Source organism: Paraburkholderia sp. D1E (assembly GCF_052682275.1).
On sequence record NZ_JBQYMB010000001.1, the window covers coordinates 3,809,545 to 3,833,587 of the forward strand.

21 protein-coding genes and 2 pseudogenes are annotated in these 24,043 nt (G+C 56.1%); 13 read left to right on the forward strand and 10 right to left on the reverse strand.

Translation table 11 applies throughout. The features are described 5' to 3' along the window. Positions 1 to 6: 6 nt before the first annotated feature. On the forward strand, positions 7 to 882 hold the full coding sequence (locus ACUN0E_RS17125; RefSeq protein WP_445567351.1) for a TauD/TfdA dioxygenase family protein: 876 nt from the start codon (positions 7 to 9) through the stop codon (positions 880 to 882). After that, positions 879 to 2,027: an alpha-hydroxy acid oxidase gene (locus ACUN0E_RS17130; RefSeq protein WP_445567352.1), complete on the forward strand. Its 1,149-nt coding sequence runs from the start codon at positions 879 to 881 to the stop codon at positions 2,025 to 2,027. The genes ACUN0E_RS17125 and ACUN0E_RS17130 overlap by 4 nt, the downstream gene beginning before the upstream one ends. Positions 2,028 to 2,165: 138 nt before the next feature. Here the strand turns inward: ACUN0E_RS17130 and ACUN0E_RS17135 are convergent, their stop codons facing one another. Together ACUN0E_RS17135 and ACUN0E_RS17140 are read right to left on the reverse strand one after the other, a co-directional pair. Then, the gene (locus ACUN0E_RS17135) at positions 2,166 to 2,297 is read right to left on the reverse strand and encodes a hypothetical protein (protein ID WP_445567353.1); all 132 of its coding nucleotides are present in this window, start codon (positions 2,295 to 2,297) and stop codon (positions 2,166 to 2,168) included. 186 nt (positions 2,298 to 2,483) lie between these two features. Next, positions 2,484 to 3,587: an IS5 family transposase gene (locus tag ACUN0E_RS17140; RefSeq protein ID WP_445570461.1), complete on the reverse strand. Its 1,104-nt coding sequence runs from the start codon at positions 3,585 to 3,587 to the stop codon at positions 2,484 to 2,486. A gap of 399 nt (positions 3,588 to 3,986) precedes the next feature. Between ACUN0E_RS17140 and ACUN0E_RS17145 the strand changes: the two genes are divergently transcribed. The 5 genes and pseudogenes from ACUN0E_RS17145 to ACUN0E_RS17165 form a co-directional block, all read left to right on the forward strand. Beyond that, entirely contained in the window at positions 3,987 to 4,991 is a 1,005-nt protein-coding gene (locus ACUN0E_RS17145) for a porin (RefSeq protein ID WP_445567354.1), read from the forward strand. Between the two features lie 213 nt (positions 4,992 to 5,204). Then, positions 5,205 to 5,627 carry a DUF6431 domain-containing protein gene (locus ACUN0E_RS17150; protein WP_445567355.1) on the forward strand — a complete coding sequence of 141 codons (423 nt, stop codon included), beginning with the start codon at positions 5,205 to 5,207 and terminating at the stop codon, positions 5,625 to 5,627. Positions 5,628 to 5,757: 130 nt separating this feature from the next. Continuing rightward, positions 5,758 to 7,107 (forward strand): DDE-type integrase/transposase/recombinase, encoded by a 1,350-nt coding sequence (locus ACUN0E_RS17155; protein ID WP_445567356.1) that lies wholly within the window; start codon positions 5,758 to 5,760, stop codon positions 7,105 to 7,107. 1 nt (position 7,108) lies between these two features. After that, positions 7,109 to 7,903, forward strand: coding sequence for an ExeA family protein (locus ACUN0E_RS17160; RefSeq protein WP_200568535.1), 795 nt, complete (start codon positions 7,109 to 7,111; stop codon positions 7,901 to 7,903). Positions 7,904 to 8,215: 312 nt separating this feature from the next. Continuing rightward, positions 8,216 to 8,392, forward strand: a pseudogene (locus ACUN0E_RS17165) (porin); the annotation flags it as partial. Between the two features lie 341 nt (positions 8,393 to 8,733). Here the strand turns inward: ACUN0E_RS17165 and ACUN0E_RS17170 are convergent. Further along, a pseudogene (locus ACUN0E_RS17170) lies at positions 8,734 to 9,321 on the reverse strand (OsmC family protein). Positions 9,322 to 9,844: 523 nt separating this feature from the next. Between ACUN0E_RS17170 and ACUN0E_RS17175 the strand changes: the two are divergent. Then, positions 9,845 to 10,126 (forward strand): hypothetical protein, encoded by a 282-nt coding sequence (locus ACUN0E_RS17175; protein WP_445567357.1) that lies wholly within the window; start codon positions 9,845 to 9,847, stop codon positions 10,124 to 10,126. A 284-nt stretch (positions 10,127 to 10,410) separates the two neighbouring features. Here the strand turns inward: ACUN0E_RS17175 and ACUN0E_RS17180 are convergent, their stop codons facing one another. The 3 genes from ACUN0E_RS17180 to ACUN0E_RS17190 form a co-directional block, all read right to left on the reverse strand. Next, positions 10,411 to 10,875 (reverse strand): GAF domain-containing protein, encoded by a 465-nt coding sequence (locus tag ACUN0E_RS17180; protein WP_445567358.1) that lies wholly within the window; start codon positions 10,873 to 10,875, stop codon positions 10,411 to 10,413. 489 nt (positions 10,876 to 11,364) lie between these two features. Next, entirely contained in the window at positions 11,365 to 12,063 is a 699-nt protein-coding gene (locus ACUN0E_RS17185; RefSeq protein ID WP_445567359.1) for a response regulator transcription factor, read from the reverse strand. A gap of 1,135 nt (positions 12,064 to 13,198) precedes the next feature. Then, positions 13,199 to 13,792, reverse strand: a complete 594-nt coding sequence (locus tag ACUN0E_RS17190) for a TetR/AcrR family transcriptional regulator (RefSeq protein WP_445567360.1) — start codon at positions 13,790 to 13,792, stop codon at positions 13,199 to 13,201. A 762-nt stretch (positions 13,793 to 14,554) separates the two neighbouring features. On the opposite strand from ACUN0E_RS17190, the gene ACUN0E_RS17195 reads away from it, so the two are divergent. From ACUN0E_RS17195 to ACUN0E_RS17205, 3 genes are all read left to right on the forward strand, one after another. Beyond that, positions 14,555 to 15,544 (forward strand): zinc-dependent alcohol dehydrogenase family protein, encoded by a 990-nt coding sequence (locus ACUN0E_RS17195; RefSeq protein WP_445567361.1) that lies wholly within the window; start codon positions 14,555 to 14,557, stop codon positions 15,542 to 15,544. Between the two features lie 217 nt (positions 15,545 to 15,761). Then, a complete protein-coding gene (locus ACUN0E_RS17200) occupies positions 15,762 to 16,409 on the forward strand; it encodes a glutathione S-transferase family protein (protein ID WP_445567362.1) in 648 nt (215 codons plus the stop codon). Positions 16,410 to 16,599: 190 nt separating this feature from the next. Continuing rightward, on the forward strand, positions 16,600 to 17,091 hold the full coding sequence (locus ACUN0E_RS17205) for a TetR/AcrR family transcriptional regulator (RefSeq protein WP_445570462.1): 492 nt from the start codon (positions 16,600 to 16,602) through the stop codon (positions 17,089 to 17,091). 109 nt (positions 17,092 to 17,200) lie between these two features. On the opposite strand, the gene ACUN0E_RS17210 is transcribed toward ACUN0E_RS17205, so the two are convergent. Together ACUN0E_RS17210 and ACUN0E_RS17215 are read right to left on the reverse strand one after the other, a co-directional pair. Continuing rightward, entirely contained in the window at positions 17,201 to 17,521 is a 321-nt protein-coding gene (locus ACUN0E_RS17210; protein ID WP_445567363.1) for a DUF4387 family protein, read from the reverse strand. Between the two features lie 413 nt (positions 17,522 to 17,934). Further along, positions 17,935 to 18,402: a hypothetical protein gene (locus tag ACUN0E_RS17215; RefSeq protein WP_445567364.1), complete on the reverse strand. Its 468-nt coding sequence runs from the start codon at positions 18,400 to 18,402 to the stop codon at positions 17,935 to 17,937. 99 nt (positions 18,403 to 18,501) lie between these two features. Between ACUN0E_RS17215 and ACUN0E_RS17220 the strand changes: the two genes are divergently transcribed. Together ACUN0E_RS17220 and ACUN0E_RS17225 are read left to right on the forward strand one after the other, a co-directional pair. Next, positions 18,502 to 20,232, forward strand: coding sequence for a methyl-accepting chemotaxis protein (locus tag ACUN0E_RS17220; RefSeq protein ID WP_445567365.1), 1,731 nt, complete (start codon positions 18,502 to 18,504; stop codon positions 20,230 to 20,232). Between the two features lie 13 nt (positions 20,233 to 20,245). Next, on the forward strand, positions 20,246 to 20,542 hold the full coding sequence (locus ACUN0E_RS17225) for a hypothetical protein (RefSeq protein WP_093647707.1): 297 nt from the start codon (positions 20,246 to 20,248) through the stop codon (positions 20,540 to 20,542). Between the two features lie 992 nt (positions 20,543 to 21,534). Here ACUN0E_RS17225 and folE read toward each other — a convergent pair. Further along, on the reverse strand, positions 21,535 to 22,173 hold the full coding sequence (folE, locus tag ACUN0E_RS17230) for a GTP cyclohydrolase I FolE (RefSeq protein ID WP_445567366.1): 639 nt from the start codon (positions 22,171 to 22,173) through the stop codon (positions 21,535 to 21,537). Positions 22,174 to 23,115: 942 nt separating this feature from the next. Beyond that, positions 23,116 to 24,000, reverse strand: coding sequence for a haloalkane dehalogenase (locus ACUN0E_RS17235; protein ID WP_445567367.1), 885 nt, complete (start codon positions 23,998 to 24,000; stop codon positions 23,116 to 23,118). Positions 24,001 to 24,043: the final 43 nt, after the last annotated feature.

Here is a 24,043-nt window from a genome sequence, read left to right on the forward strand (position 1 = left end):
GCAATCGTGAAAATCACTCCAAGCCCTCATGCACTAGGCGCGATGGTCGAGGATTTCGACCTGGGTCAGCCGCTTTCGGACACGTCGTTCGCGGCGCTGAAACACGCGTTGGGAAAGCATGGTGTGTTGTGGTACCCGCGCCAACAGCTCGAAGCCGCGCAACTGAAGCGGTTCGCTGAGCACTTCGGCACGCTCGAAATCAACGTCGCAAACAGTTTTCAGGAGCCGGGGATTCCCGAAGTAATGGTGCTGTCGAACATCGTTCGCGACGGCAAGCCGATTGGGCTTGCTGATGCCGGACAGAGTTGGCACACGGACATGTCGTACAGCCGCACCATTGCCTTTACGAACATTCTGTATGGCTTAGAAATTCCGTTTCGCGACGGGCGTTCGCTCGGAAACACAGAGTTCTGCAACATGCACGCCGCCTACGACGATTTGCCGACATATCTGAAAACACTTCTGAATGACAAGACCATCGAACACGATTTCAACAAATTTTGGGAGATGATGCGACGTGAGAAAGGCAGTAGCCGCCCACCGCTCACCGCAGAACAGCGCGCTGCTAAACCACCGGTATCGCACCCTGTCTTCCTCACGCATCCAATCACGAAACGCCGCGTGCTTTATGCGAACCCCGGCTATGCGATGCGCGTCAATGGGATGTCCGAGGATGAAAGCCGAGATATTCTTGACTATCTCTTCAAGCATCAAGTGCAGGACAAGTACCGCTACAAGCATCCGTGGAGCGTAGGCGATGTACTGATGTGGGATAACATTGGCACGATTCACAATGCAGTTGCCGACTACCGTCCGGACGAACACCGTCTAATCAAGCGCTGTCAGGTCATCGCCGACAAGGTCTTTGCGGAGGCCATGTGAGTGCGAGCGCGCGCGCACATTCGATCGACGAGTTACGGGCTTTAGCGAAGCGCCGACTGCCACGCGCCATCTTTGACTTTTTCGACGGCGGCGCAGAGGACGAACTGACGCTGGCCGGCAACCGCGCGGCGTTCAGACAGCATCATCTCGTGCCTCGAGTACTGCGGGATGTCAGCCGCGTATCGGTCGACACAACGCTTCTCGGCAAGCGAAGCGCCCTGCCTCTTGCCATCGCACCTACGGGAGCGGTGGGATTCGGTTGGCGCGGTGGCGACATCGCGATCGCGCGATCAGCCGCGCGGTATGACATTCCATATGGACTATCGACATCCGCAACGGCCTCCATCGAGGCCATTGCCGAGCATGCTGCGCCCTCGCGACGATGGTTTCAGGCGTACATCCTGCGCAATCGCGCCTTCACTGACGCGCTGATTGAACGCGCGCAAGCGGCCAATTATGAAGCGTTAGTGATTACCGTCGATTTGCCGGTCGGCGGCAAACGCGAACGTGATTTCCGCAATCACTTCGCGATCCCGTTTCGCTACACCGCCCGTAATCTGCTCGACTTCGCTTCCCGCCCACGATGGGCGCTTGCGATGCTACTCCGCGGCGTTCCCGAGATGTCGAATCTGCGCGGCCTTGACTCGGCCGTAAACAACGCCAATGCGACTGCATCATCAGTTGGCCGCAACTACGACCCATCGTTCAGCTGGAATGACCTGGAACGCATTCGTGCGCGCTGGGATGGGAAGCTGATTGTCAAGGGCATCGTCCATACCGACGATGCCCGCCGTGCCGTTTCACTCGGTGCAGACGCCTTGGTCGTATCGAACCATGGCGGACGTCAGCTTGACGCAGGCATGTCAACTCTTGCAGCATTGCCTGCAATTGCAGCCGCTGTGGGCGATTCCGTCGAGGTCATGATTGATGGCGGTGTGCGGCGGGGTTCCGATATCGTCGTTGCCCTTGCACTTGGTGCCAAGGCTGTACTAATCGGACGCGCGACGCTATATGGCGTATGTGCCGATGGCGAAGCCGGCGCGACACGCGCGCTCGATATCCTGCGTGACGAACTCGTACGTACGATGCAGTTGTGCGGCGTCGCATCAATCTCAGAGATCGGACCGCACCTGCTTCAGCAGTGACCTTTGGCCGGAAGGCAAACCTATCGCCCTGGCTCGTGCAACACGGAGCGGATCAGCGGAATGAAGTCGACGGAGAAACGGATGTGCGCTGGAACGTCTTTGCGTCTGCTGGTCGATAAGTGGCTGATGCCTAATTCGTCAACGCCAGTTCGGGTGGTTCGATTCGGTCGCATCCAGTTTGACGGGACGCGATTCGTGCGCGTTGAGGTATTGCGCCTGGAAAGCTCGGTGGCGCTTTATTTCTTCCGGCACCGCGACGGTACGTGGCACGTCTTCCCTCCTGAAAGGAGACGACCAACGATACATGCCTAGCAGGCTGCGGAAATACCCGAAGCAATCACGAGCGGCTTTCCTCCCGAAGGGGAAGCTGGAGTCGTTTTTCCCACCATCCGGGAATTGATTGTCCGATTCCCGTCTCTGGTGGCTAGTCGGTGCCTTTTTTAGCCCCGATTTAGCTTATTGCGCCACCTGCGGACGGATTTGCCCCAAGGTGCGCATGCGGACCAGGTTGTACGCTGCCATCGTCAGCACAAACATCTGATCCACTTTCTTCAAACCGCGCACCATCACCTGACGCATGCCGCCAACCGTCTTGGCCCAGCCGAAGCCTTGTTCGATCAGTTTGCGCTTTTGCTGCGAGATGGCGTAGCCCTCGCTTTGGGCAATCGCCTTCGGTACCGCAGATTGGCGCCCTGAATTGTTCTGCGCCACATGCGGCGTGACCTTCATGTCCACACAGGCTTCCACGAACTCCTGGGCGTCATAGCCCTTGTCAGCTCCGAGCGTAATCTCACGCGCCGGGTCATCGAGCGCCTGTCTGGCATCGTTAATCATGGCCTTGGCGGCTTCGCGCTCGGCATAACCATCAGCGATCGTCACCACGGCACTGGCCACCAGACCGTGGCGGTTGTCGCTCAAGGTATGGCCCATGTAGCGCAATTCACTGGCCGTGCCGCCTTTGCGAAAGAGTCGTGCATCAGCATCGGTCTTCGACTCATGGGTGTCGTTGCTGCGCTTCTCGCCTTTGAAGTTGCCCCCATCGCCATTGGCCTGGTCGTCATCGTCACGGCGCACAAAGCTCTTATGGCCGGCCCAGGCCTGGATCAGCGTACCGTCAACGCTGAAGTGTTCGCCTGATAGCCAGGCCTTCTGCTGTGCAATGGCCAGCACCTCATTGAAGAACTCGATGACCGCGTCATGTTTAATCAGCCGTTCCCGGTTCTTGGTGAACACGGTCGGCACCCACACGCTATCGTCCATCGACAGCCCGATGAACCAGCGGAACAGCAGGTTGTATTGGACCTGCTCCATCAACTGCCGCTCGGAGCGCACGCTGTAGAGCACTTGCAACAGCATCGCCCGCAGCAGTTTCTCCGGCGCAATGCTGGGCCGCCCGCCCTTGATGTCGGCCTCATACATGCGGGCAAACAACGGCTCCATCTTCGCCAGCGCAGCATTGGCCATCTTGCGAATCGCGCGCAGCGGGTGACTCGCAGGAACAAAGTCTTCCAGCTTACGCATCGTGAACAGGCTCTCGGTGAAGGTATCGGCGCCGCGCATCATCTCTCGGGGTTAGGGCTTCATCACAATAACGTTTCAGCCGTCTCATCCGCTGACTCATCAGCGTCGGTATTTCCGCAGCCTGCTAGGCGAATACCGGGTAAAGGAAACATCGGCAGTTTCTATGGCTTTGTGCGGTCCGCTTAGATTCCAACCGGCTCAACAACGCTCAGCAAAAGGCAAAACAAGGCCGTTCCGACGATATACAAGAACTCGCCGGCAGCCTCCGGCGATACGAAAGTCAATCCAATGTTGTCAACGGGAGACATAAAAATTGAAAACAGATCCCGATTTAATTTGACGGAAATATCATTGCGCGCAGGCCAAAAGCCGAGCATGAACCGCACCGGTTATATAGACCAGCGGTTTGTCTTACAACTAAACATGGGGAGATACTCTGTGAAAAAAACCATCAGCGCCATCGGTGGCGCACTTATCGCCATCGCGGCCCAATCCGCTTTCGCGCAAAGCTCGGTCACCCTGTACGGCATCGTCGACACGAGCGTCCGCTATCTCACCAACGCCAATGCGAGCAACGACAGCCAGGTATCGATGGGCGTCGGCCCGATCACCGGAAGCCGTTGGGGCTTGAAGGGTTCTGAAGACCTGGGCGGCGGCCTTTCTACGGTGTTCCGGCTTGAGAACGGCTTCAACCTGTGGAACGGCCAGTTTGCGAGCCAGAATACCCTTTTCAACCGGATGGCTTATGTTGGGCTGTCTAGCAACCAGTATGGCACGGTGACCTTCGGTCGCCAGAATACGCCGCTATTCGACCAGCTAGGGAACGTCTACGACCCGCTGACCGTCGGTAACTACGATCAGGACGGCTGGCTGCCTGGCGCACTCGGATACGGCCTGCGCCAGAACAACTCCGTCAAGTACAACGGCCAGTTCGGCGGCCTGAACGTGGAAGCCATGTATAGCTTTGGAGGTGTGGCCGGCAGCACCGGCGCGAACAACATGTACGGCTTGACGGCGACCTATACGTACGGCGGCTTGTCCCTTGATGCCGGCTTTCAGCAGAACAGCGATGCACACAACAACAAGTTCAATGTTGTCAACGTGAGCGCTGTCTATGCGTTCAGCACGGTCAAGGCCTACGCAGGCTGGCTGCATGCGCAGGACAACACCGGTATGGTCGACCTTTTCATGTCGGCCGCGAACTCGCCGGCTGCCGCCTTTTCGGCGCCGGTGACGAACACCAACCGCATCGACGACGGCTTCTACGTCGGTACCACCTGGCAGGTCACGCCGCCGCTGCTGCTGACTGCGGCGGCATACTACGATCACTCCCGCAATGCGTTGAACGCCGATGGCACCACGCTTGGTGTTACGTCCCGCTATATTTGGGTTCCAGCGGAGGTGTTTATCTCGGTATCAAATAGGATGAAGTTTGGAACTTAACCCTGAACATCATGAGATGAGACGGACGTAAAGAAGGCCAGTACTGCTCTGTTATCGTGGGAAGTTACGAAGCCCCACACGAACAACAAAGTAGACCGGCCTATGCATCGAATTGTATTCGCGTTTCCTGTTCTTGAACAACATCTCAATGCGGTCGATCGCACGCCGCAAGTGTATCGACCTGTCGCTTGCGTACATTGCGGCTGCTCGGGTGTGTGGTGTCACGGTCGTTACCATCGCAAGGCCGACCGCAGCGCCGCTGGCGCTCTCAATCCGATTCCCGTTTTGCGCTTTCGCTGTCGAACCTGCAGCCGCACGTGTTCGCGCCTGCCGCTGTGCATAGCTCCCCACCGTTGGTACAACTGGGCGGACCAACAGCGTGTCTTACTCCTTCTGTTGGCCGGCTGCTCGCAGCGCCGCGCCAGTGCGATCTTCGCGCTCGGCAGACATACGGTACGGCGCTGGTGGCAGCGGCTTGGCGAGCGTAGCCTCTCGTTCGAATTTCATTTGCGAAGCCGTTTCGCCGAACTCGGGCGATCAGTCGATATCACTGAATTCTGGCTGCGCTGCCTGCAGCGCATGCCGTTGTGCGAAGCCATGGCCTGGCTCGACGGCGACGGCGTTTGCGTCCCGTGATCCGTTTATCCTGATTGGGTACGCGACGACGTAATTTTCGTCATTCCGGGCTCTCCACACACTTTGCCCACTCGCGCCGAATTCGGTTCGCGGTTCTCATGGCACTCCCTTTTTAACCATAGGAGTGAGCATGAAGGACATCGACCCGAAGGCCCTGTTTCGCCTGTCCGTACTCGGACCACTTGTCAGTCGCGAACGGCTTGATCGCGGCGACTTGCAGCAGATCATCCGCCAACTGGCTCAGCAGGAGTACGCAATTCCCGGTTCTCGTCGTCGCCATATCGGCGAGAAGACGCTTCAGTCCTGGTATTACGCCTGGAAACAGCACGGGCTGGAGGGCCTGTGCAGCAAGCCCCGTATGGATCGCGGGCAATCGAAGCTGCCATCGGCCGTGCAAGCTGCGATCCTTGCAGCTAAGCGCGAGAATCCGCGACGCTCGATCCGCCAGATCCGTTTGCTGCTCGAATCTGCGGGTATCGTGGCGCACGACACACTCTCGCGCTGCGCCGTTCATCGGCTGCTGCAAGCCCACGGGCTCTCGCGCATCGTTGGCTCGGCCAGCTTGCCCGAGGAGAAACGCAGCTTCGTGGCCGAACACGCCGGCTCCATCTGGTACGGCGATGTCCTGCATGGCCCGCACTTGTCGCTTGGCCGGGGGCGCCGCAAGACCTACCTGGTCTCGTTGATGGACGACGCCTCGCGGCTCATCGCCCATAGCGCGTTCTGCTTCTCGGAGAGCGCGATCGACATCGAGGGCGTACTCAAGCAGGCCTTGCTCAAACGCGGTGTGCCCAAGATGTTGATCGTCGATAACGGCGCCGCTTATCGGGCGGCGACATTGCAGGGCATTTGTGCACGGCTGTCGATCAGGCTGGTTTATTGTAGACCGTATGCTCCCGAGGGCAAGGGCAAGTTGGAGCGCTGGCATCGCAGCTTACGGGCTCAATTCCTGAGCGAGCTCGACACCACGCACATCCATGATCTGGCGGACCTCAACGCGCGCCTGTGGGCTTGGGTCGAACAGATTTACCATCGCACCGAACACAGCGGCCTGTGTAACCAGACGCCGCTCGCTCGCTATCAGCAGGACCTACCCCGTATCGGCACACTCGGCGCACGCGCCGCACAACTGGACGAACTGTTCCTGCACCGTATCGAGCGCTACGTGCGCCGCGACGGCACCGTGTCATTTCAGGGCAAGCGCTTCGAAGTGCCATACGAGCTGGTCGGCAAGACCGTGTTGCTCGTGGTGGATCCCCATACGGGAACCGTCAAGGGCGTAGAAAGTGAGGCGGGCGAGCCCTTGGGCGCCGCAACCCTGCTCGACGCTGTCGGCAATCGCACACGCAAGCGGCGCAAATCTCAGCCTGAGACCGTCGAGCCGGCCGTGACAGGACACGACGCGCCGATCGAGAACGCGGCGCACGGTCCCAATCTTATCGAGCTTGCCTATCAACGTCACTACGCCCGGGAGCTGTGACATGTATCGACAACACTTCGGTCTACGTTGCGCGCCGCTTTCCAAAGAACATAGTGAGTTGTGGGACGACGGCGCCTTGGCGCAATTCAACGAGCGCTTCCAGTGGCTACTGCATAGTCCCGGTATTGGCTTGCTCACGGGCGAGCCCGGTGTGGGCAAGACTGCCGCGTTACGCCACGCAGCACTGGCCTTGAATCCCCATCGCTACCAGGTCATCTATCTGGCTGAAACCGAGTTCGGGCGCATCGATCTGTACCGCAGCCTAGCTCGGGCGCTGGGTCTGGAGCCCGCCTATCGGCGTGCCGACCTGTGGCGGGATCTGAAGCTGCGCATCCTGGAGCTCGTCGAGAGCAAACAGTTGTTGCCCGTGTGGATTATCGACGAAGCGCAGAACCTGCCCCTCGAATTCTTCCGCGACTTCCCGGCCTTCCTGAACTTCGCCTTCGATTCGCGCGACCTGCTCACTGTCTGGCTCGCAGGCCATCCGAGTCTGGGCCAAACGCTCGAGCGTGCGCCGTACGCAGCTTTATATGGACGTATCCAGGCACGCGTTCAACTCAAACCCGTGATCGAACGCGAGCGCTTCGCCCTGTTCATCCAACACGCATTGAAGAGCGCCGGCTGCAGTCATACGTTGCTGGCCGAATCTGGCCTGGAGTTACTTCGCCAGGCCTCTCGCGGCTTGCCCCGGCAAGCGGGGCGGATTCTGCGCACCGCTATGCAGATGGCCGTGCCCAAAGGACTGAACCATCTACCCGACGAACTGCTACAACAGGCGATCGAGGAGTTGAAATGACGCCCGAGTTTGACACGCTATTCCCCGACGGTATCCCTGATTCTTGTGCTCGTGCTCTGACCGACTTCCTCTACCGCCTCGCCCTTGTATGCGAACAACGATACGAGCACGAACTGCGTCGCGACTCCGACAAACGCTATCGCGAGACAATGGATCCCGATCAACCTTGGCGCCGTAAAACCGACCCTCCAATCTAGCGCCGCCGTCGCGCACTAAACGAGGCCCATTCCATTCCTCATTTAGTGCGCGACGCCCCTCGCAATCTCACGCCACATAGCTCGCGACGACAACCCTAATTTAGGCCGGGACGTAACACTTGGCCGCGGCGTCCGTTACTCGGGCGTGCTGCTAGCCGAATACTCGCTGTCCAAGCGGACCGAAGTGTATGGCACGGTTGATTTCATCCGCGGCACTGGCGCGGCGAAAGCAGACTTTCCAGGCCGCAACAATCAGACCGGCGTTGCGCTCGGCTTTCGCAACATATTCTGACGTGTATTGCCCGGGTTGCCACCGGGCGTTACATTTCGATCTATGAACGCGCGCTCACCGTTGAGCTTTTTTGCGCGTAGGCGTGGCGCAACGTGCTACGGATGCTGGCTCCAAGCAACAACATGCGTGACATGTGCGGCGAGCGAAGAGCCGTTAGCCGCACGTACCAGTCCTTCGAACGACCCTGAAGCGCCGTTCGGACTTGATCATCGCGACAACCGCTTCCGAAATTCCACGGCCGTTCCCTCTTTCTCGTTTTTGTTTGCCGGTTTAATGCGTCCTTGCCCTTTCTAAAGGGAAACGGCGAACGTGGCACAGCTGTCAGTCGAGCCGAGCTCGATTTAGAGGCACCACTGCCTACGCATTTTTGACAAAATCACGAACTCACAAACATTAAATTTCAGGGGGAAACAATGGGGCAGGCGAATGCGCGAGGCACACACATGCCGCAATTCGCCCACGATCGTTTGCGGATTCTTCAGCAAGTTGAAAATCGCGCATACCGCTTCATGCAGCGCGCGAATCGCTTCGGGTGGCTCAGGCGACACGATATCGAGCGTGCAGCGGAAGTTATGCGGAAAAATCGGCACCTATTCGAAACCGGGTTGCTGCACGAGCGGATGCTGCCCGCCGGTTACTTCGACGTCGATCGAATCAATCCGCAATTCACGCTCGGCAGCCTGAATCAGCGTGATACGTGTGATACAACTGCCCAGTACGCCCAGTTGCAGTTCAGGCGAAGCTGGCCCGAGGTTTTAACCGGCGAAATCCACCGGGCTATCACTGATGACCTGGAAATCTCGGATGCGGATTTGCCGCACACCGCTGCGACCCAACGCACGCACGTTGGCCTGCAACTGATTTGCCTTAATATTCGGGTCTTTATGTGCCGCCTCGCGTTATGCGAGTCACGCCGCACGCTTTTGCACCGGGTATTCATTGAGAATTGTCTTGGTGCTACCGTTTAGAAGATGAAGTGTCCGAAGCGAGACGCGTCAACCATCGCGCACCATTCTCCGCATGACAATAGCGAATTGACCTATCCTGACGAGCCAAGCGATGCTTCTTTACTTTCCCTGATGAGTCGCTATCTCATCAGAGATGAAAAGACTCAACGCTAATTCATCAGATCACAATAGCAAATACAGTTCGCCGCTCCCCCAAAGTCCTTTTTCGACGTACGCTTCGCCGTTCGATATAGTTTCGCCGAACTCGCTCAAGATCCGTGTCGTCTGCTTTCTGATCCAGCCTCCTTTGTGCGCACGAGAACTCTTCATTAGCCGAAACGCCGTGACAGTCCTATTGTCCCCTCTTCATCCAAATGAAGCATTGACCATCCAGCCCGAATTGGATGATACCGATGGCAAAAATCGCATGAAGGTCGGTATTGCCCAGATTGTCGCGCCCAACGATTGAGATGTGACTCGGGCGTGGCTCGTTCGAATCGTCGACGTGAAAACTACCTTCGATCGCTATCACAAGGACGTCGAACGATCGCTGCTGTGGCCCGTGCTTGAGATTCGCAAACCTTTTTCCTCGCCGACTCACGACGATCTTCTTATTCAGTTTCCCTATCCGGCCGAGCAGCGTGCTACTGAAGTGGGCGGGGAAAAAAGAACCGATTTCTTAGTCGTTGAGACGCAAAAGGCGAAAATCGATGGTGAGTCGAGGCACTGGTCAATGGCGGCAAGAAGCGGTCGGGCAGACTACCGCCGAAATAATGGCGGAACTTGATGTGTACCGCCGTGATCGCACCACGTATGTGCGATTTTCCCACGACCGCTTTTTTTAGGAACGCAGTAATATAGGTTCAATGTCAGGGCGACGTCATCGAAGCGCCGACATCGTTGATGTGGTCTGCGATGACATTCACCCATTGGCGAACTGCGCCAATCTCGCAGTTCGCCCAGTGCTTTGCACACCGGCATGGATCATTCGTCAATACAACTTCGCGTTAGCCAACCAACTCCGACAAAGCTAACTTCGCCGCTGCCGCGCCGAGTCTTCAGAACCGTGGGTCATTCCTCCCGCTTCAGAAGCTCTTCCACTCGGTTACGAATCGCTTCTATGCTCTCTCGATCTTCTGCGCTGTAGTCTCGTGGAGCGTCGTGGAGCACACAAACTGTGCCGAAAATCGAGCCATCTCTGCCTTTCACCGGGAAACCCAGATAGTTGACCAAGCCAAATTCAACTTCATCTTCATTTCCCGACCATTCCGCGCTCTGACGAGAATCGGGCACGAAAAGCTCCGTACGCGATTCGACCACACGCTCGCAATACAGTTCATGAACATCCGGACCGGCAATGCTTTTCTTCCCCTCGGCACCAACCGCATAGACAGACTCGAACGGCCCACCGGACGCCTCCACTTTCATGTGCCGTTTCTGGGAACTCATGATAAGAATCGACTTAACACCCAGACGCTCCGCCACTCGATCAAGCTCATTTTGAAGAATATTAAATATTTTCGACGATTTCGCCATACAGGTCTCCGCGTCAAATTTTCCCAAACCATCAGTATAGAAAAAAACTCGATCACGGCTAGTACATTTCATCATATGCTTACCACGTTTTGATCTAGAACTTTAGGATGGCTATGGTTTTAAATCAAGATGACAGAAGAGCATGACAGTGCCTGCGCTGAAGCGCCTTGTTCAGCCACGTTCGAAATGATCGACTGACCACATTGGAGTAAGCCGATTTCGCTACACATAACACAAAATCTGTCCAACTCTCTGCTTTGCGAATCGTTTCGTCACTACGTTGTTGGAATCCTATCTTCAAAGCTTATCCATTCTGTTCAACAATCACAGCGAGAGCGCTTTCGACAGCCGGCTAGAAGCGGCGGCGCGGACTTGCAGGACCATGCTCTGCCAAGGCAAATGTTCTAGGAAGTTCTTTCCACCGAAAATTCGGAATCGACTCGGCACTCGTTGGGCAGCATCGGAACTACTGAGTCTCCGTTGAGTTCGCTACCTGTTAGCGGATAATGGATAACGGATAACAGGATCGAGCCTATAGCCGTAGTTGTAGATCGGTATAAGCACGTAGTCAGCGTTCTCCCGCAACTGCAGCTTCGAGCGGATCGCAGAGATGTGCGTCGTCATCGTACGAGTATTGATGCGTTCATCATGGCGCCACACGCATCCCGCGATATACACCCGCGAAACAGGCCGGGAGAGATTGCGAAACAGCAGCAAGGCCAGCAGATACTCCTTTCGCGTCAACGCGACGCGAGTACCGCTGATCAGCGCGCTACGCCCTTCCGGTTCGAACAGATATGGGCCGAATCGCACCGTATCGAGATTCGCGTAGCTATCCCATGCCCTGGCGAGGGTTGTCCTGACACACGTGAGAAGCCTGCTTGTGGAGACGGGTCCGACGAGACGACCGTCCTCGTCCCGGACAACTTGATCGAACTGGTAGTTCCGGCTGCCGATGAAAAGCATCGGTCGGCCAGAACAGAATCTCTGCCGCAGACGCTCGATAAGCTGCCTGTCAAGGTGCATTGCATCTCCATCGATAACGGCAAGATCGGCCTCCTCCGCCCAAGGGCTGTCCATGAGCGTCTGAACCGTTTGATAGCCGCGGCAGTGATAGCCAGCCTGCCGAAGCGCACGTGTCAAGGACCATTGATGATTCGGATCAATCTCAAGTGCAACCAATTTCATGAGGTCTGCTCGCTTAGATAACCGCGCATGAACCACACTGACGGGCAAGCGTCGTGCGTCATTGGGATATCTCTATTACGGCGAAATCCGCGCAAGAGTCAAGACGAATTGCATATCAAATTACTCAATAAATTAGAAAATTGTTTTGCAAAAATCGAAACCGCAAAAACGACCAGCGATAAGATAAGATTGTTTCGTGCTTTCTTGTTTCGGATGCCTTCAGATTCTGCGTCGAGAGATTAATGATCGACCATGGAACCAAGCCACGCGTTGACGTCCCGACGCTTACCACGACGAACCTTGCCCATGGCGGTCTTCGTCTTGTCGTGCGACCGGTGCAAAATACCGTCCCAGGCGACGAACGCGTGATGGTGCGTGCGGGACAGTATCTCAATAGTTGTACTAGATAAGCGCACAAGAGAACGCGCGAGTGCAGCTAGATCTAACTGCGCGACCTGCGGTTTGGTTCGCTCGCCATTGATGACGCGCCCAGTCCTCATTCCAGTTAAACCGGTTCGCTTCAGCAAGAGCAAACGCAGACCGCACGGAGATGCATCGACTTTCGGTCATTACCTATCTTTGTCACCCGCGCCGCTCGAAAGAGCCACTCGATCGGAAGATCCCGTGGATCCCACCACGGTAAAATCAGAGTGAATACACTGGAGCATTCTGTGCCGTTTGCATGAGCGGTTTACTTCCGTCTTTAATCAGCTCGCCTGTATTGCGGGAAATGTGCATCCAGCCTGCACGGGTTTTACTGCCCCACATGGCTCGGCAACGCAGTGCAGCCGCCGATATATAGCGTCCGGTTACGTTTCTTGAAACATCAAGCCGCTTGGCGATCTCGAGTGACGACAGATGATCGAACTATTGATCAACGCCGAACAACGCCCAATATTTCCACGACGACAGCTCAGTCTTCGTTAACTGCCCGGCCCGGCCGTGTGTTCTGTGCCGGCCACCAATATCCGGTACCAATCACTGCGTCATGCGGGCCAGAATCAGCGCAAGTCAACAAACTGACGACCAACAGGATTCGCTATCACTATCTCTCCTCATCGAACTGAGGGCGTAAAACCGTAAGAAATTGATATCCATCGAAAAACAAAATCACTTGCTCCTCTCCAGATGAAATTCATTCGGCCAAATCAAGCAACAACTGTCGGCGACCGTCCTTTAATATTTCATCAGCCAAATCTGGATCGGCGTCGACCAGTGCACGCGACAACACCAAAGTCCCCACCAACTGACCCAGGACTGCGATGGCCTTCCTTCTGCGTTCTCTTTTATTTGCGCCGTGAAGCACGTCGGAGAGGCATTCAAGATTTGTCTCAACCCCTTCCGCGTAGGACTTGCGTGCCTCTGCATTCAGTCGCCGAACATCGCCAGAGAAGGACGACACCGGACAGCCGGAATCAATGTTGGTGCGATGTTCGGGAGAAAGATACCAATTGATCTGATGCGTGATGGGGTCCGCCCCCATATCTTTCGACTCCTCCAGCGCTTTGATCAGTCGACTTCTTCCGTCCTCCATGGCTTTGTCGATCACGGCTACCACTAATGCATCCTTCGACTCAAAGTGGTTGTAGAAGCCGCCCTGAGTGAAACCTGCGGCCTTAGTAAGCTCCGTCAGACCCACCGCGTCCACTCCGCGCTTGCGAAAGAGTTTTTCCGCAGCCGCAATAATCGACTGCCGATTTTTAACAGCCTGCTGTCTTGATACACCCATGAATCGTTCTCCTCACCTGCCCTACTCACGATTTTCCCACAAAACAATGTTGTATGCCATTGACATTGATGGACAGCCGCTTCATGATTGCCAAATCGATGGCGACTGCCATTGTCAAGCGCTTGCAGCTCCGGGAACTAGAACATTCGGGCAGCCGGTCCGCGGGGCGATCTATGTGTATTTTTTGCGCAAACTTGCGAAGTTGGCGATCGCGAACTCCGCCATGTGGTGGAGCGTAATCATGCGGATCTTGGATTCAAAGCATCTACGCGCCCGCCTATGTCGCCTATGTATCAGTTCCGAAGGTTCGGTATGATTGTTCTTCACCCATGCGTCTCGTTGCACCGTTGCTGCAAAGGGAAAACTCATGTCAAAAACCATAGCCGAGCAAAGCGAAACCTTCCTGCTCAAGAAGTTCGACACTTTCGTCCACGGGCAAGACTACGAGACGGGAGTTCATTTCTAGTCGAGTAACTACATTCGACAAAGTGTGCATATCGAAACGGGCAACGATGGCCTCCGCAGATTGATTGATAATCTTTCTAATACCTTGCAACGTAAGCGGGCACTGATTGTCGCAGAAGGGCACCGCCCGGTGATTTTCTGATCCCAATCTCCGCTGCTGAGGCGAACCATCCCGACGTTTTGGTAGCCACAGGAATGTATTTGGTCGATCGGCACGGCGCTATAGCGCATTCCTGTCAGATCGGAAATCAGTCGGGAACCAAATAGTTAGTATCTCCCTCCCCTCAGGAAAATCTAATGTCACGCAGCATCAAGTTTGCAAAGGCCGGCGGCCCGGAAGTTCTCGAATTCGTTGAGGAACAGATAGCTGCTCCGGCCGCCCATGAAGTGCGCATCAAGGTCAAGGCAATCGGCCTGAACCGGGCAGAGGTAATGTGGCGCAATGACGCGTACATCGAACCCGTCAAGTTTCCTGCGGGACTCGGCTACGAGGTCTCCGGCATTGTCGACGCCGTGGGCGAAGACGTCACGGGACTCGCGGTGGGCGACACGGTCAGCACGATCCCGACGTTTTCAATGAACAGGTACTCTGCCTACGGCGAAGTCGTGCTCATGCCGGACTACGTCGTCGTGAAGCATCCGCCGTCACTCTCATTCGCCGAAGCCGCCTCGACCTGGATGATGTTCATGACGGCCTACGGTGCGCTGATCGCGGATGCCCAGTTGACCAGGGGCGATTTCGTCATCATTCCTGCCGCTTCCAGCAGTGTTGGGCTGGCTGCCATTCAACTCGCGAACTATGCCGGAGCGACGCCCATCGCATTGACGCGTACGGCGGCTAAACGGGACCGTCTGCTCGAAGCCGGGGCGGCACATGTCATCGTCACGGACGAGGATGACCTGCTGCAGGAAGTGATGCGGATCACCGACGGGAACGGTGCGCGTGTGATCTTCGATCCGGTCGGCGGCCCAAACTTCCCCAAGCTGATTGCGACACTGGCTCATCGGGGCATCGTCTACCTGTATGGCTTACTTGACGAGGGTGAAACCCCGATACCGATCCTGCAGTTGCTGCGCAAGTTGCCCACCATCAAGGTCTACAGCCTCTCTTCCATCGGCGCCAGTGAGGTCAGCCGGAAAGCAGCTGTTGAATACATCCTCAAGGGACTCGAGAGCGGTGCGCTCAAGCCTGTCGTTGACCGGACCTTCAAGTTTGACGAGATGGTCCAGGCACATCGCTATCTGGAAGGCAACAGCCAGTTCGGCAAGATCGTTGTGACGACCTAGACGACCGGGCGTCTACTGGCGACGCCACGGGATGCACAGGCGCTCTGCGCCCGCACCTGCCAACGACGCGCGATCAATGTGTGATTTTCGCGATCGCGTTGGCGGCGGAGCGCCGAATCGATCTTCGCGTCGTCGGGCGCTTTTTGCATGCTTCCATGAGCTACTTTGCTGAATCAGATGCCTGCATCCAGTCAAATCATCCGAAGGAGGATTCAAAGTGACAACTGCTGCACCGATACTGTACGAATCGAAAGGTTCCCCGAACGCGCGCCGTGTACGCATTTTCATTGCGGAGAAAGGAATCGACATCCAGGTACGGCCGGTTGACCTGGGCGCCAAGGAACAGTTTTCCGATAGCTACCGCGCCATCAATCCGCGCAGCCAGGTGCCTGCTCTGGTCCTCGCAGACGGATCCACTGTTGCGGAAGTGCCCGGCATCTGGCGTTATCTGGAGGAAGCGTATCCGCAGACGCCATTGCTCGGTACCACAGCAAAGTCGAAGGCGCTCGTCACGATGTGGGAGCGCCTGGCCGAACTGGACGGTTTCGCGCCAGTCATGGAAGGCGTGCGCAATGCGGCCGCTGGATTGAAAGGGCGCGCCCTGTCCGGTCCGCATGCGTATGACCAGATTCCCGAACTGGTCGAGCGAAGCCGACAGCGTGTGGGCAACTTCTTTGCCGACTTCAACGATCGACTCGGCGCGGTCCGATTCGTCGCCGGCGATGAATTCTCGGCCGCGGACATCACGACGCTGGTGACGGTTGACTTCGCCACCAACGCGTTGAAGATGCCAATTCCCGCTGGGCACACCGGGCTACAGCGGTGGTATGACATAGTATCCGCACGGCCCGGGGCCGTCGCATAAGGAGTTGAACCGGTAGCAAATGGCGCCCGGGACGCCGCCGAAGCCAGTCAGGTTAGGCAGGGTCGAGCTTCAGTACTCTATTCAGGAGTTTGTCTTGCCACGCAATCGCATGAAGCCGGGCCCGGTTCCAGATGCCGTGTTCGGCCCCTCGCGAACACGCGGGCGACCCCGCGAGTTTGACATTGATGAGATGGCGGCTTGCGCTGCCCAAGTATTCTGGAAACAAGGCTATCACGCCACCTCGATAGAGACCATATGTGATGCTACCGGCCTTCTTCGCGGAAGTCTCTATAGTGCGTTCGGCGACAAGCACGGGCTTTTTGTCGCTGCCTTTGACAGCTATGCGAAAGACGCCGTCACGCGACTTAACGAACAGCTCAACTCGGAGCCCTCCCCCCGCGAAGGGCTTCATCAAGCTTTGCTCCCATACACTCATGTCGCGACACTACCGACCGAGCGGCACGGCTGCTTCATCTCCAACGCAGCGCTCGAACTACTTCCCGCCGACGATGTCATGCGGCCACGCATCGAGGCGACGCTCCAGCAGATGGCGACGCATCTGACTGCCGCGGTGGTTCGAGGCAAAGAAACTGGAGAAGCTCGAAGCACATCTCGACGAAATGGCCGTTGGCACGTTCCTGTTGTGCGTGGTCCAAGGACTACACGTGCTAGGCAAGACTAGCGTCGATGAACAACAGTTGCGTAGCGTTGTGGGCATTGCGATGCGGGCGCTCGTTTAGAACACTTTCCAACTTTCCGAACAGTACATCTGAGTCGGGCATCGCCGAGGATTAGTCGGGAACCTGCAGATCCAGTAGTGGTGCGTACTGCTGGCTGCCATAGACATCGTTGTCGAGTTTCGATTCGAATATTTGCGATCGCGGAAAGCTAACCTTGACAGCCAACGCCGCATCGTAATTCACCACGATGACCTTCTTCGGGTCTTGGTCGAACTTGTGAGCCACGTCCTCCCGGTTGATAACGTGACTGTCTCGGACTCGCTCATACACCTCCACGTCGTCGAACATAATCTCAAACGTCCACCCGAGCGGAGTAACATCTTTCGAACGCACGAGCACTGCGAGATCGCCGATGGTCTTGACTATGATCAAATTCCTCAGGTTCAGTGTTAAACAAACTGGTCAGTCAACCCGGCACCAGTACTTGATTCAGATGGAACTCGTCCATCGTATAGCGATGGGTTTCGTTCGACGAGTACCGCCAGCTCTCGTCAAAAATGAGGCCATCCAGCTTCGGGGTCGGACTGTGCGTGGTCGGACGCGAAGCAGTGCAGGCGATGATATACGACGGGTCCTGCGATTCATTGGTATTGCCCGAGAAATCATGATTTCCTGCCGCCGGCGGCCGGCTCCGGTTCGAGCTCGCTCGTCACGTGTTCTCAGCCGTACACCCATGTGACGATCTCGTACGTCGTGCCACCAATCGTTCCCGACGTTATCGTCGAATCGCGCGAGCCGCTAGTCAAACCTCCTCATGACGTATCTCTCTTGGGTTGCGTCGGGAACTACGGTCGATCAGCCGCGATGCCCCCTTCTGTCTTGATCGTGTACCCAGACATCCGCTTGAAATGTGAATCAAATAGCGACACCGCACGATCGGAAATGACTTCGTGATTCCAGTTTCGGATGAACAGCGTCCCCCAGGGCTCCTTCAGATTCAAATGATCTACGTTTTCGTACAACGCGTGCGAAGCCGGCCTTTGCGGGGTGTGGCGATAATAGTCGCAAAGCGGAAAGACGTCGGACGAATCTTCATTCAGCGCGTCCATCATGTTGTCGGACGTGAGTCGTGCCGCTGCCGAACAGCAATCGCACAATATCCAGCGACCCCCTCGACGTCTTCCGCAGCGGGCGGCTTCGCCCGAGTTCATGGAAAAAATATTTTGCAAATTTAACAATAAAGTCAAAGGCACTAAGTGCCGTTGTATGTTTGTCGGCTTGAATTCATTGCTCGCGCACGAACTCGCCTTCATAGTAGAAGTGTACTCCGTGTATTTCAGCAAGAGCACCGCATCGAAGTGATAAGTACGACGCGTGCGTTTTGCCTCCAACAAAATAAGGAGCGACCTTTCGTGCAATTCCTGAAAAATTTCAGGGTGTTGACTCAACTGATCGTGGGTTTCTTCACCGTAGTCGTCTTATTGATCGGCTTGGGCGCATTCAGTCTGTTCGAAATGAACGCGCAAAACAATCATGTTGTGCAACTGCATAACAACTGGTTGCCGTCCATACGCAGCAGCATGCGGCTGCAGACTACACTTCTGAACATCCGCGCTGCCGAATATGCCATTGAAACTGCGACAAGCCCCACAGTGATTCAGGCCGCCGACGCCCGGATCGAAGAGAGTATCCGCCACTACGACCAAATTGCCGCCGAATATCAGAAGCGCATCACTACTCCAGAGGAACAGGCCGCGTTCTCTCACGTTCAAACACTGATGCCGCAATACCTCCAGATTGACCAGCAGGTTCGCGCGCTCGTCGGACAGGGCAAACAGACGGAGGCAATCGAACTCACGCGAGGTCCCGCACTCGCTCTTCGAAATGGAATAGATAAAGATATCAACACCATCGTTGACTTCGACGGTGCAAAAGCGGATCGCGAAGGGGCAGCCGCGGACCAGGCCTATTCGAATGCTGTTGCGCTCGTGATCGGACTGGTTGCCGTCGCGACGATAGTCGCGCTGATACTGGCATGGATCATTGCAAGCGGTGTAGCAAAACAACTCGGTGGCGAACCCCGCGATGCCGCAACACTGGCAGGCGAAATCGCAGCCGGCAATCTCCGCGCGGAAGTTCGACTAAGATCAGGCGACCGTAGCAGCCTGATGTTTTCACTAAGCGTCATGAAAGATCAGTTGACCACTATGGTGCGGGACATCCAGACTTCCGCCGAGTCCATCTCGACCGCTGCCGACCAAATTGCGCAAGGCAACAGCGATTTGTCACAGCGCACAGTAGAGCAGGCGGCGTCATTGGAAGAGACTGCCTCCAGCATGGAAGAGCTGACCAGCGCGGTCCATCAGAATTCCGACAACGCAAAGCAGGCGAACATTCTGGCCAATACAGCGTCCGGAATCGCGCAGCGCGGCGGTGAAGAGGTCGGCCGCGTTGTCCAGACGATGCATGGAATCTCCACAAGTTCGGCCAAAATGTCCGAAATTATTAGCGTGATCGAAGGTATTGCCTTTCAGACCAACATCCTCGCCCTGAACGCAGCGGTAGAAGCCGCTCGCGCGGGCGAACAGGGTCGAGGATTTGCCGTCGTGGCCGGAGAGGTACGCACGCTCGCCCAGCGTAGCGCGAGCGCGGCCAAGGAAATCAAGGATCTAATCGACGAGTCGGTGAACCGGGTGAACGCCGGCTCCCGGCTCGTCGAAGAAGCAGGCAGCACGATTAACGAGATTGTCCAGTCGGTAAACCGCGTGACCGGCATCGTGAGTGAAATCTCGTCGGCGTCGGAAGAACAGGGCACCGGCATTGAGCAGGTTAGCCAGGCGGTCAGCCAAATGGACCACGTAACCCAGCGCAACGCCGCGCTGGTTGAAGAAGCATCGGCAGCTGCTCAGTCAATGGCTCAGCAAGTCCAGGGATTGCGTGCCGCGGTCGCCGTCTTCAAAATCACCAATACGGAACCGTTGGCATCTCGAGCATTCGCCCCGCAGAACGAACGACGTCAGTCAACACCTATAGTTCGCGCATCCTCTCGCACAACGTCGACAAAGACGTCCCCAGCTCCGATCGCAGATAGGGCCACTGCACTCGCGACCGAAGTAGGCAACGCGGATTGGCAGACATTCTGAAAAGGCTTGGGAAATGAACGAAATCAATGAACCGCTGAACCACATGCGCAGGCTCGTGACAGCCAACACGAAGACCATTAGCATCCTTGGCGCACGGGCGATGGTGCTGGGTAAGTTCTTTGATGCGGTCCTGCCACAGCTCAAAAATTCACAGCATGAAGACATTGCCAGGTCATTTCGGGAAGGCATTGAAGATACCATGTCACGCATGGACGATGTTCCTTTGCCCGCTGAATATCACTCTGCACTTCTTCAACTCACGAATTCGATCCTCGCCGCACTGGATCAAAAATCGGCCGCGTGTCGATAACTGACAAGCTCAACCTTTGCAGAACATAGTGCGCGTCAGGGCGGTCGTCAATTGATGCCAGGACTGACGCTCGACCGGATGTGTCAGGGTAACTGGATCTGAAGCTAACTATCGGAGACTTGACCTCATTTTTCAGGTTCTGACGCGCAGCGCCTCTCCTAACCCCAGAACTTTTTGCCGACCCTAAACCAGTCGGCCGTTTTTAATCGATCATACCGCATGAGCACACCACGTCCCGCCACCGGTTGACCATATTGGCGTCGCGGTTGCATCGCTGCGTCCGTCGAACATTACATTTTTAGCAGCTTCTGTCTCAAATCTCATCTCTGTGACGGGATGGTCTGTGACACTTCGTTTCGCCTAACGAACATACTTCGTATAACACGTTTAGTCGGAAAGATTCGGGAAAACGGTGCTTTCCACCATCTCTAATGCCCCCACCCACAGCACGGTGGTCAACTTTGCCTCCAGTTGCATTAGTCGATCCACCCGGGACGACTTGCTCGGCGGGCAGATTCGAGCCGCAACCGGGTCCGTCCCGAAAGCAGGACGACGACCGTTGTTTTTTATTCGCGGGCATCCGTCAATCAGTATGACTGAGAGGGCATGCGCGACGGCCGTGAAAACAGTCGCCTTACCTAGAGTCAGCATGCGGCTTTACGGCCATAGCTCCCGCTGACGACATCACAAGGCAACCGAGAACGACAAAAATGGAAGTAATTCTAAGATGCGTGTTGCGTCATCGCGAGGACGTCTCAACTATAGACTCGAACGCTCGGAGGACCTTCACGCGCAGTCACATTGACTATCGCGTGCTCGCCGACAACAATCGGTTGAAAACCAGATACGCTCTAAATCACCGAACGCTCAAACTGGCCATTCGTGAGCCCGCTACGGTCTCGACGGCTGGAAAACGATTAGAGGTAGTTATCGCGTCGTTCCAGGATAGCGGAACTTTTGTAGGGAGAAAAACATGAGAAGTCGATTGTCCGTTAATGTTCAATGGCGCGCAGGAATTCTGTACGTGCCTGAATATTTTGTTCGAATTCGCCCGCGTAACATTGCGTGATAACGCGTTCGTCGCCACGTCGGTCTTCGCCCAGCAACAGGCACAGATGTTCGGCCTTTATCAGGCACGCTGCTCCGAGTGCGTGCCCATGAATGATCAGCGTGTTCGCGATCTCGCTTGTTATCCATTCTTGATAGGTGTAGCGATGACTTATCGCATCGATCATACGAGCGATTCGGCCGAAGCCATGCAGGCTTCCGCCAGGTAGATACGCGACATGCGCCACTCCTCGAAATGGCAACAGGTGATGTGGACACACGCCATGCACGGCGATGCCGCGAATAATCACCATGTCGCTCCGAACGTCGGCGAATCCGGAGCCGAGCGCCTCGGCTGGATTAATATCGTACCCATCCAGCAATCGCTTCTGCCACAATTCCCGCACGCGCTGAGCGGTCCGGCTGATGTGAGTGGCACCGATATCGAGGCCACTCGCCTCAAGCATGTCTCTAACCGATTTTTCAAACGCAGTCGCGTCGAACGCGCGAACGCGTTGAATGCCAATTGCGGGCAGGGGGTGTCCCGGGAAGTCGTCACTATCATTCACGGAATGCACGTCCATAAATCGCCCTCGGTATAGGTGTTCCTGAGCATGAAGCCCATACACAGTGCAGCCGGCCTTTTTGCTCGATTGATCCAGTAACAGTCCATCCGCGCGTGGGACGCGAAGGCGGAACTATCGGAAGGCGCCAGATAGAAAATCAAATCAAGATGAACGGGATCGAGTCTACTACGAACCGGTGTGACCGGCATCACGGAGATGCAGGCAACCTACCGCCCCGATCGCTTGTCTGAACTGGTAAACGCTAACAATCTCTATACACAGCTCAACGACGTACCCATGTAACCGCCGACGCAAGGGCTTGCACCAACGCAGATGTTGGAAACAAATTCCGATCCGAAAATCGCCCTACAGATCGTCGTCGAGACGCGCTCGCCCGAGTGTCGTCAGTGCTTCGGCATATCGGTCAGCCGCGGCTGAACCGGAAGCATCAATACGACGTGTTTCGGATCAAGGGGATTCGCCTCCGCGGCATTTGCACTCGCCGGACAACTGGATTGGCATCGAGGTAACGACATCGACGCCACGTCGTGACGCCAAAGTCTTCCGACCTCATTGTGCGACGTGAGCGTAACGCACTTGCAGCGGCTTGGGCTGGATGCCCATGAGCACACGGGGCGTCGGTGCCGTTCAGTCTATCTTGCCGTTGAGCTTCGCGCTCCAGCCGCCGATGAAACGGTTGGCCCTAAGATGCTTAGATAAAGACGACAGCATCTACCGAACGTTACACCAGCGACACCCAAGCGTCGTCGCGCCCGACGCTAATCCCCCCGAATCTCGCCGCCGCCTGCTTCCTTCTATCTCCGGTGTTGCGCACTTCTCGATGACCGTATTTGCTGGTCGAAGTCGCACAACAATTCCGCCGCGGGATAATCGGTTGCGCCGGCACCGCCCCGAGGCCGAAGCAACGACAGTCCCTTTACCATACTGCCGACTAAGCCCCTATTCCAGAGCCGAAATCCATCCGGCTATGGCATCGCCAATTTCATCGGGAGAATCTTCTTGGATGAAGTGCAGTCCCTTAACAGTGACCTCGGTCTGATTGGGCCAACTGCGACAAAACTCGCGTTGAGCTCCCACAAGAATTGAACCTGGCTCTGCGTTGATGAATAGCTTCGGTACGTCGGATTGCCGCAGCCAATCGGCGTACAACTGAACAACTGCAACCATGTGTGCGGGCTCACCTGCGATAGGAAGTAAACGGGGCCAATTCAGCATGGTTTGACGGTCGGCCTCATTTACAAACGGCGCGTAGTAATGCCAAATCTCTTCGCTACTCAATTCGCGCAGCACAGATCCGGGAAGGACGCGCTCGATAAAAAGGTTACGTTGCAAAATCAGATCTTCGCCAATCGGCGAACGAAATCCCTGAAATATTCCTCTGGCCTTCTCTGGCCAATCGTCCCAGGAGGCCCATGGCGCAACAATGCTCTCCATGTACGCAAGGCCTCTCACCCTGTCTGAATGCAGGCGTGCCCAGTGAAAACCTAGTGCGCTGCCCCAGTCGTGAAGTACCAACGTCACCTGTGTGTCCGCACCTATTGCCGACAGCATCGCATTCAAATACGAGAATGCCACTTCGAAGCTGTACCGTGCCGACCCTTCCGAAGCCGGAAGCTTGTCCGAATCACCGTGACCTATGAGATCAGGCGCGATGACTCTGCCGCTGCCAGCTATGTGCGGAATGATATTTCGCCACAAATAGCTTGAGGTCGGATTTCCGTGCAACAGGACGATGGGCGGACCCGAGCCGGCTTCCAAATACGCCAATCTGCGCCCGGCGATGTCACAGAATTTCCGCTCCACGAGTGGCACAGTTGTTTCCATTATTCAATAACGCTCCGTCAAAAGGCACGAGAGGTGAGATCAT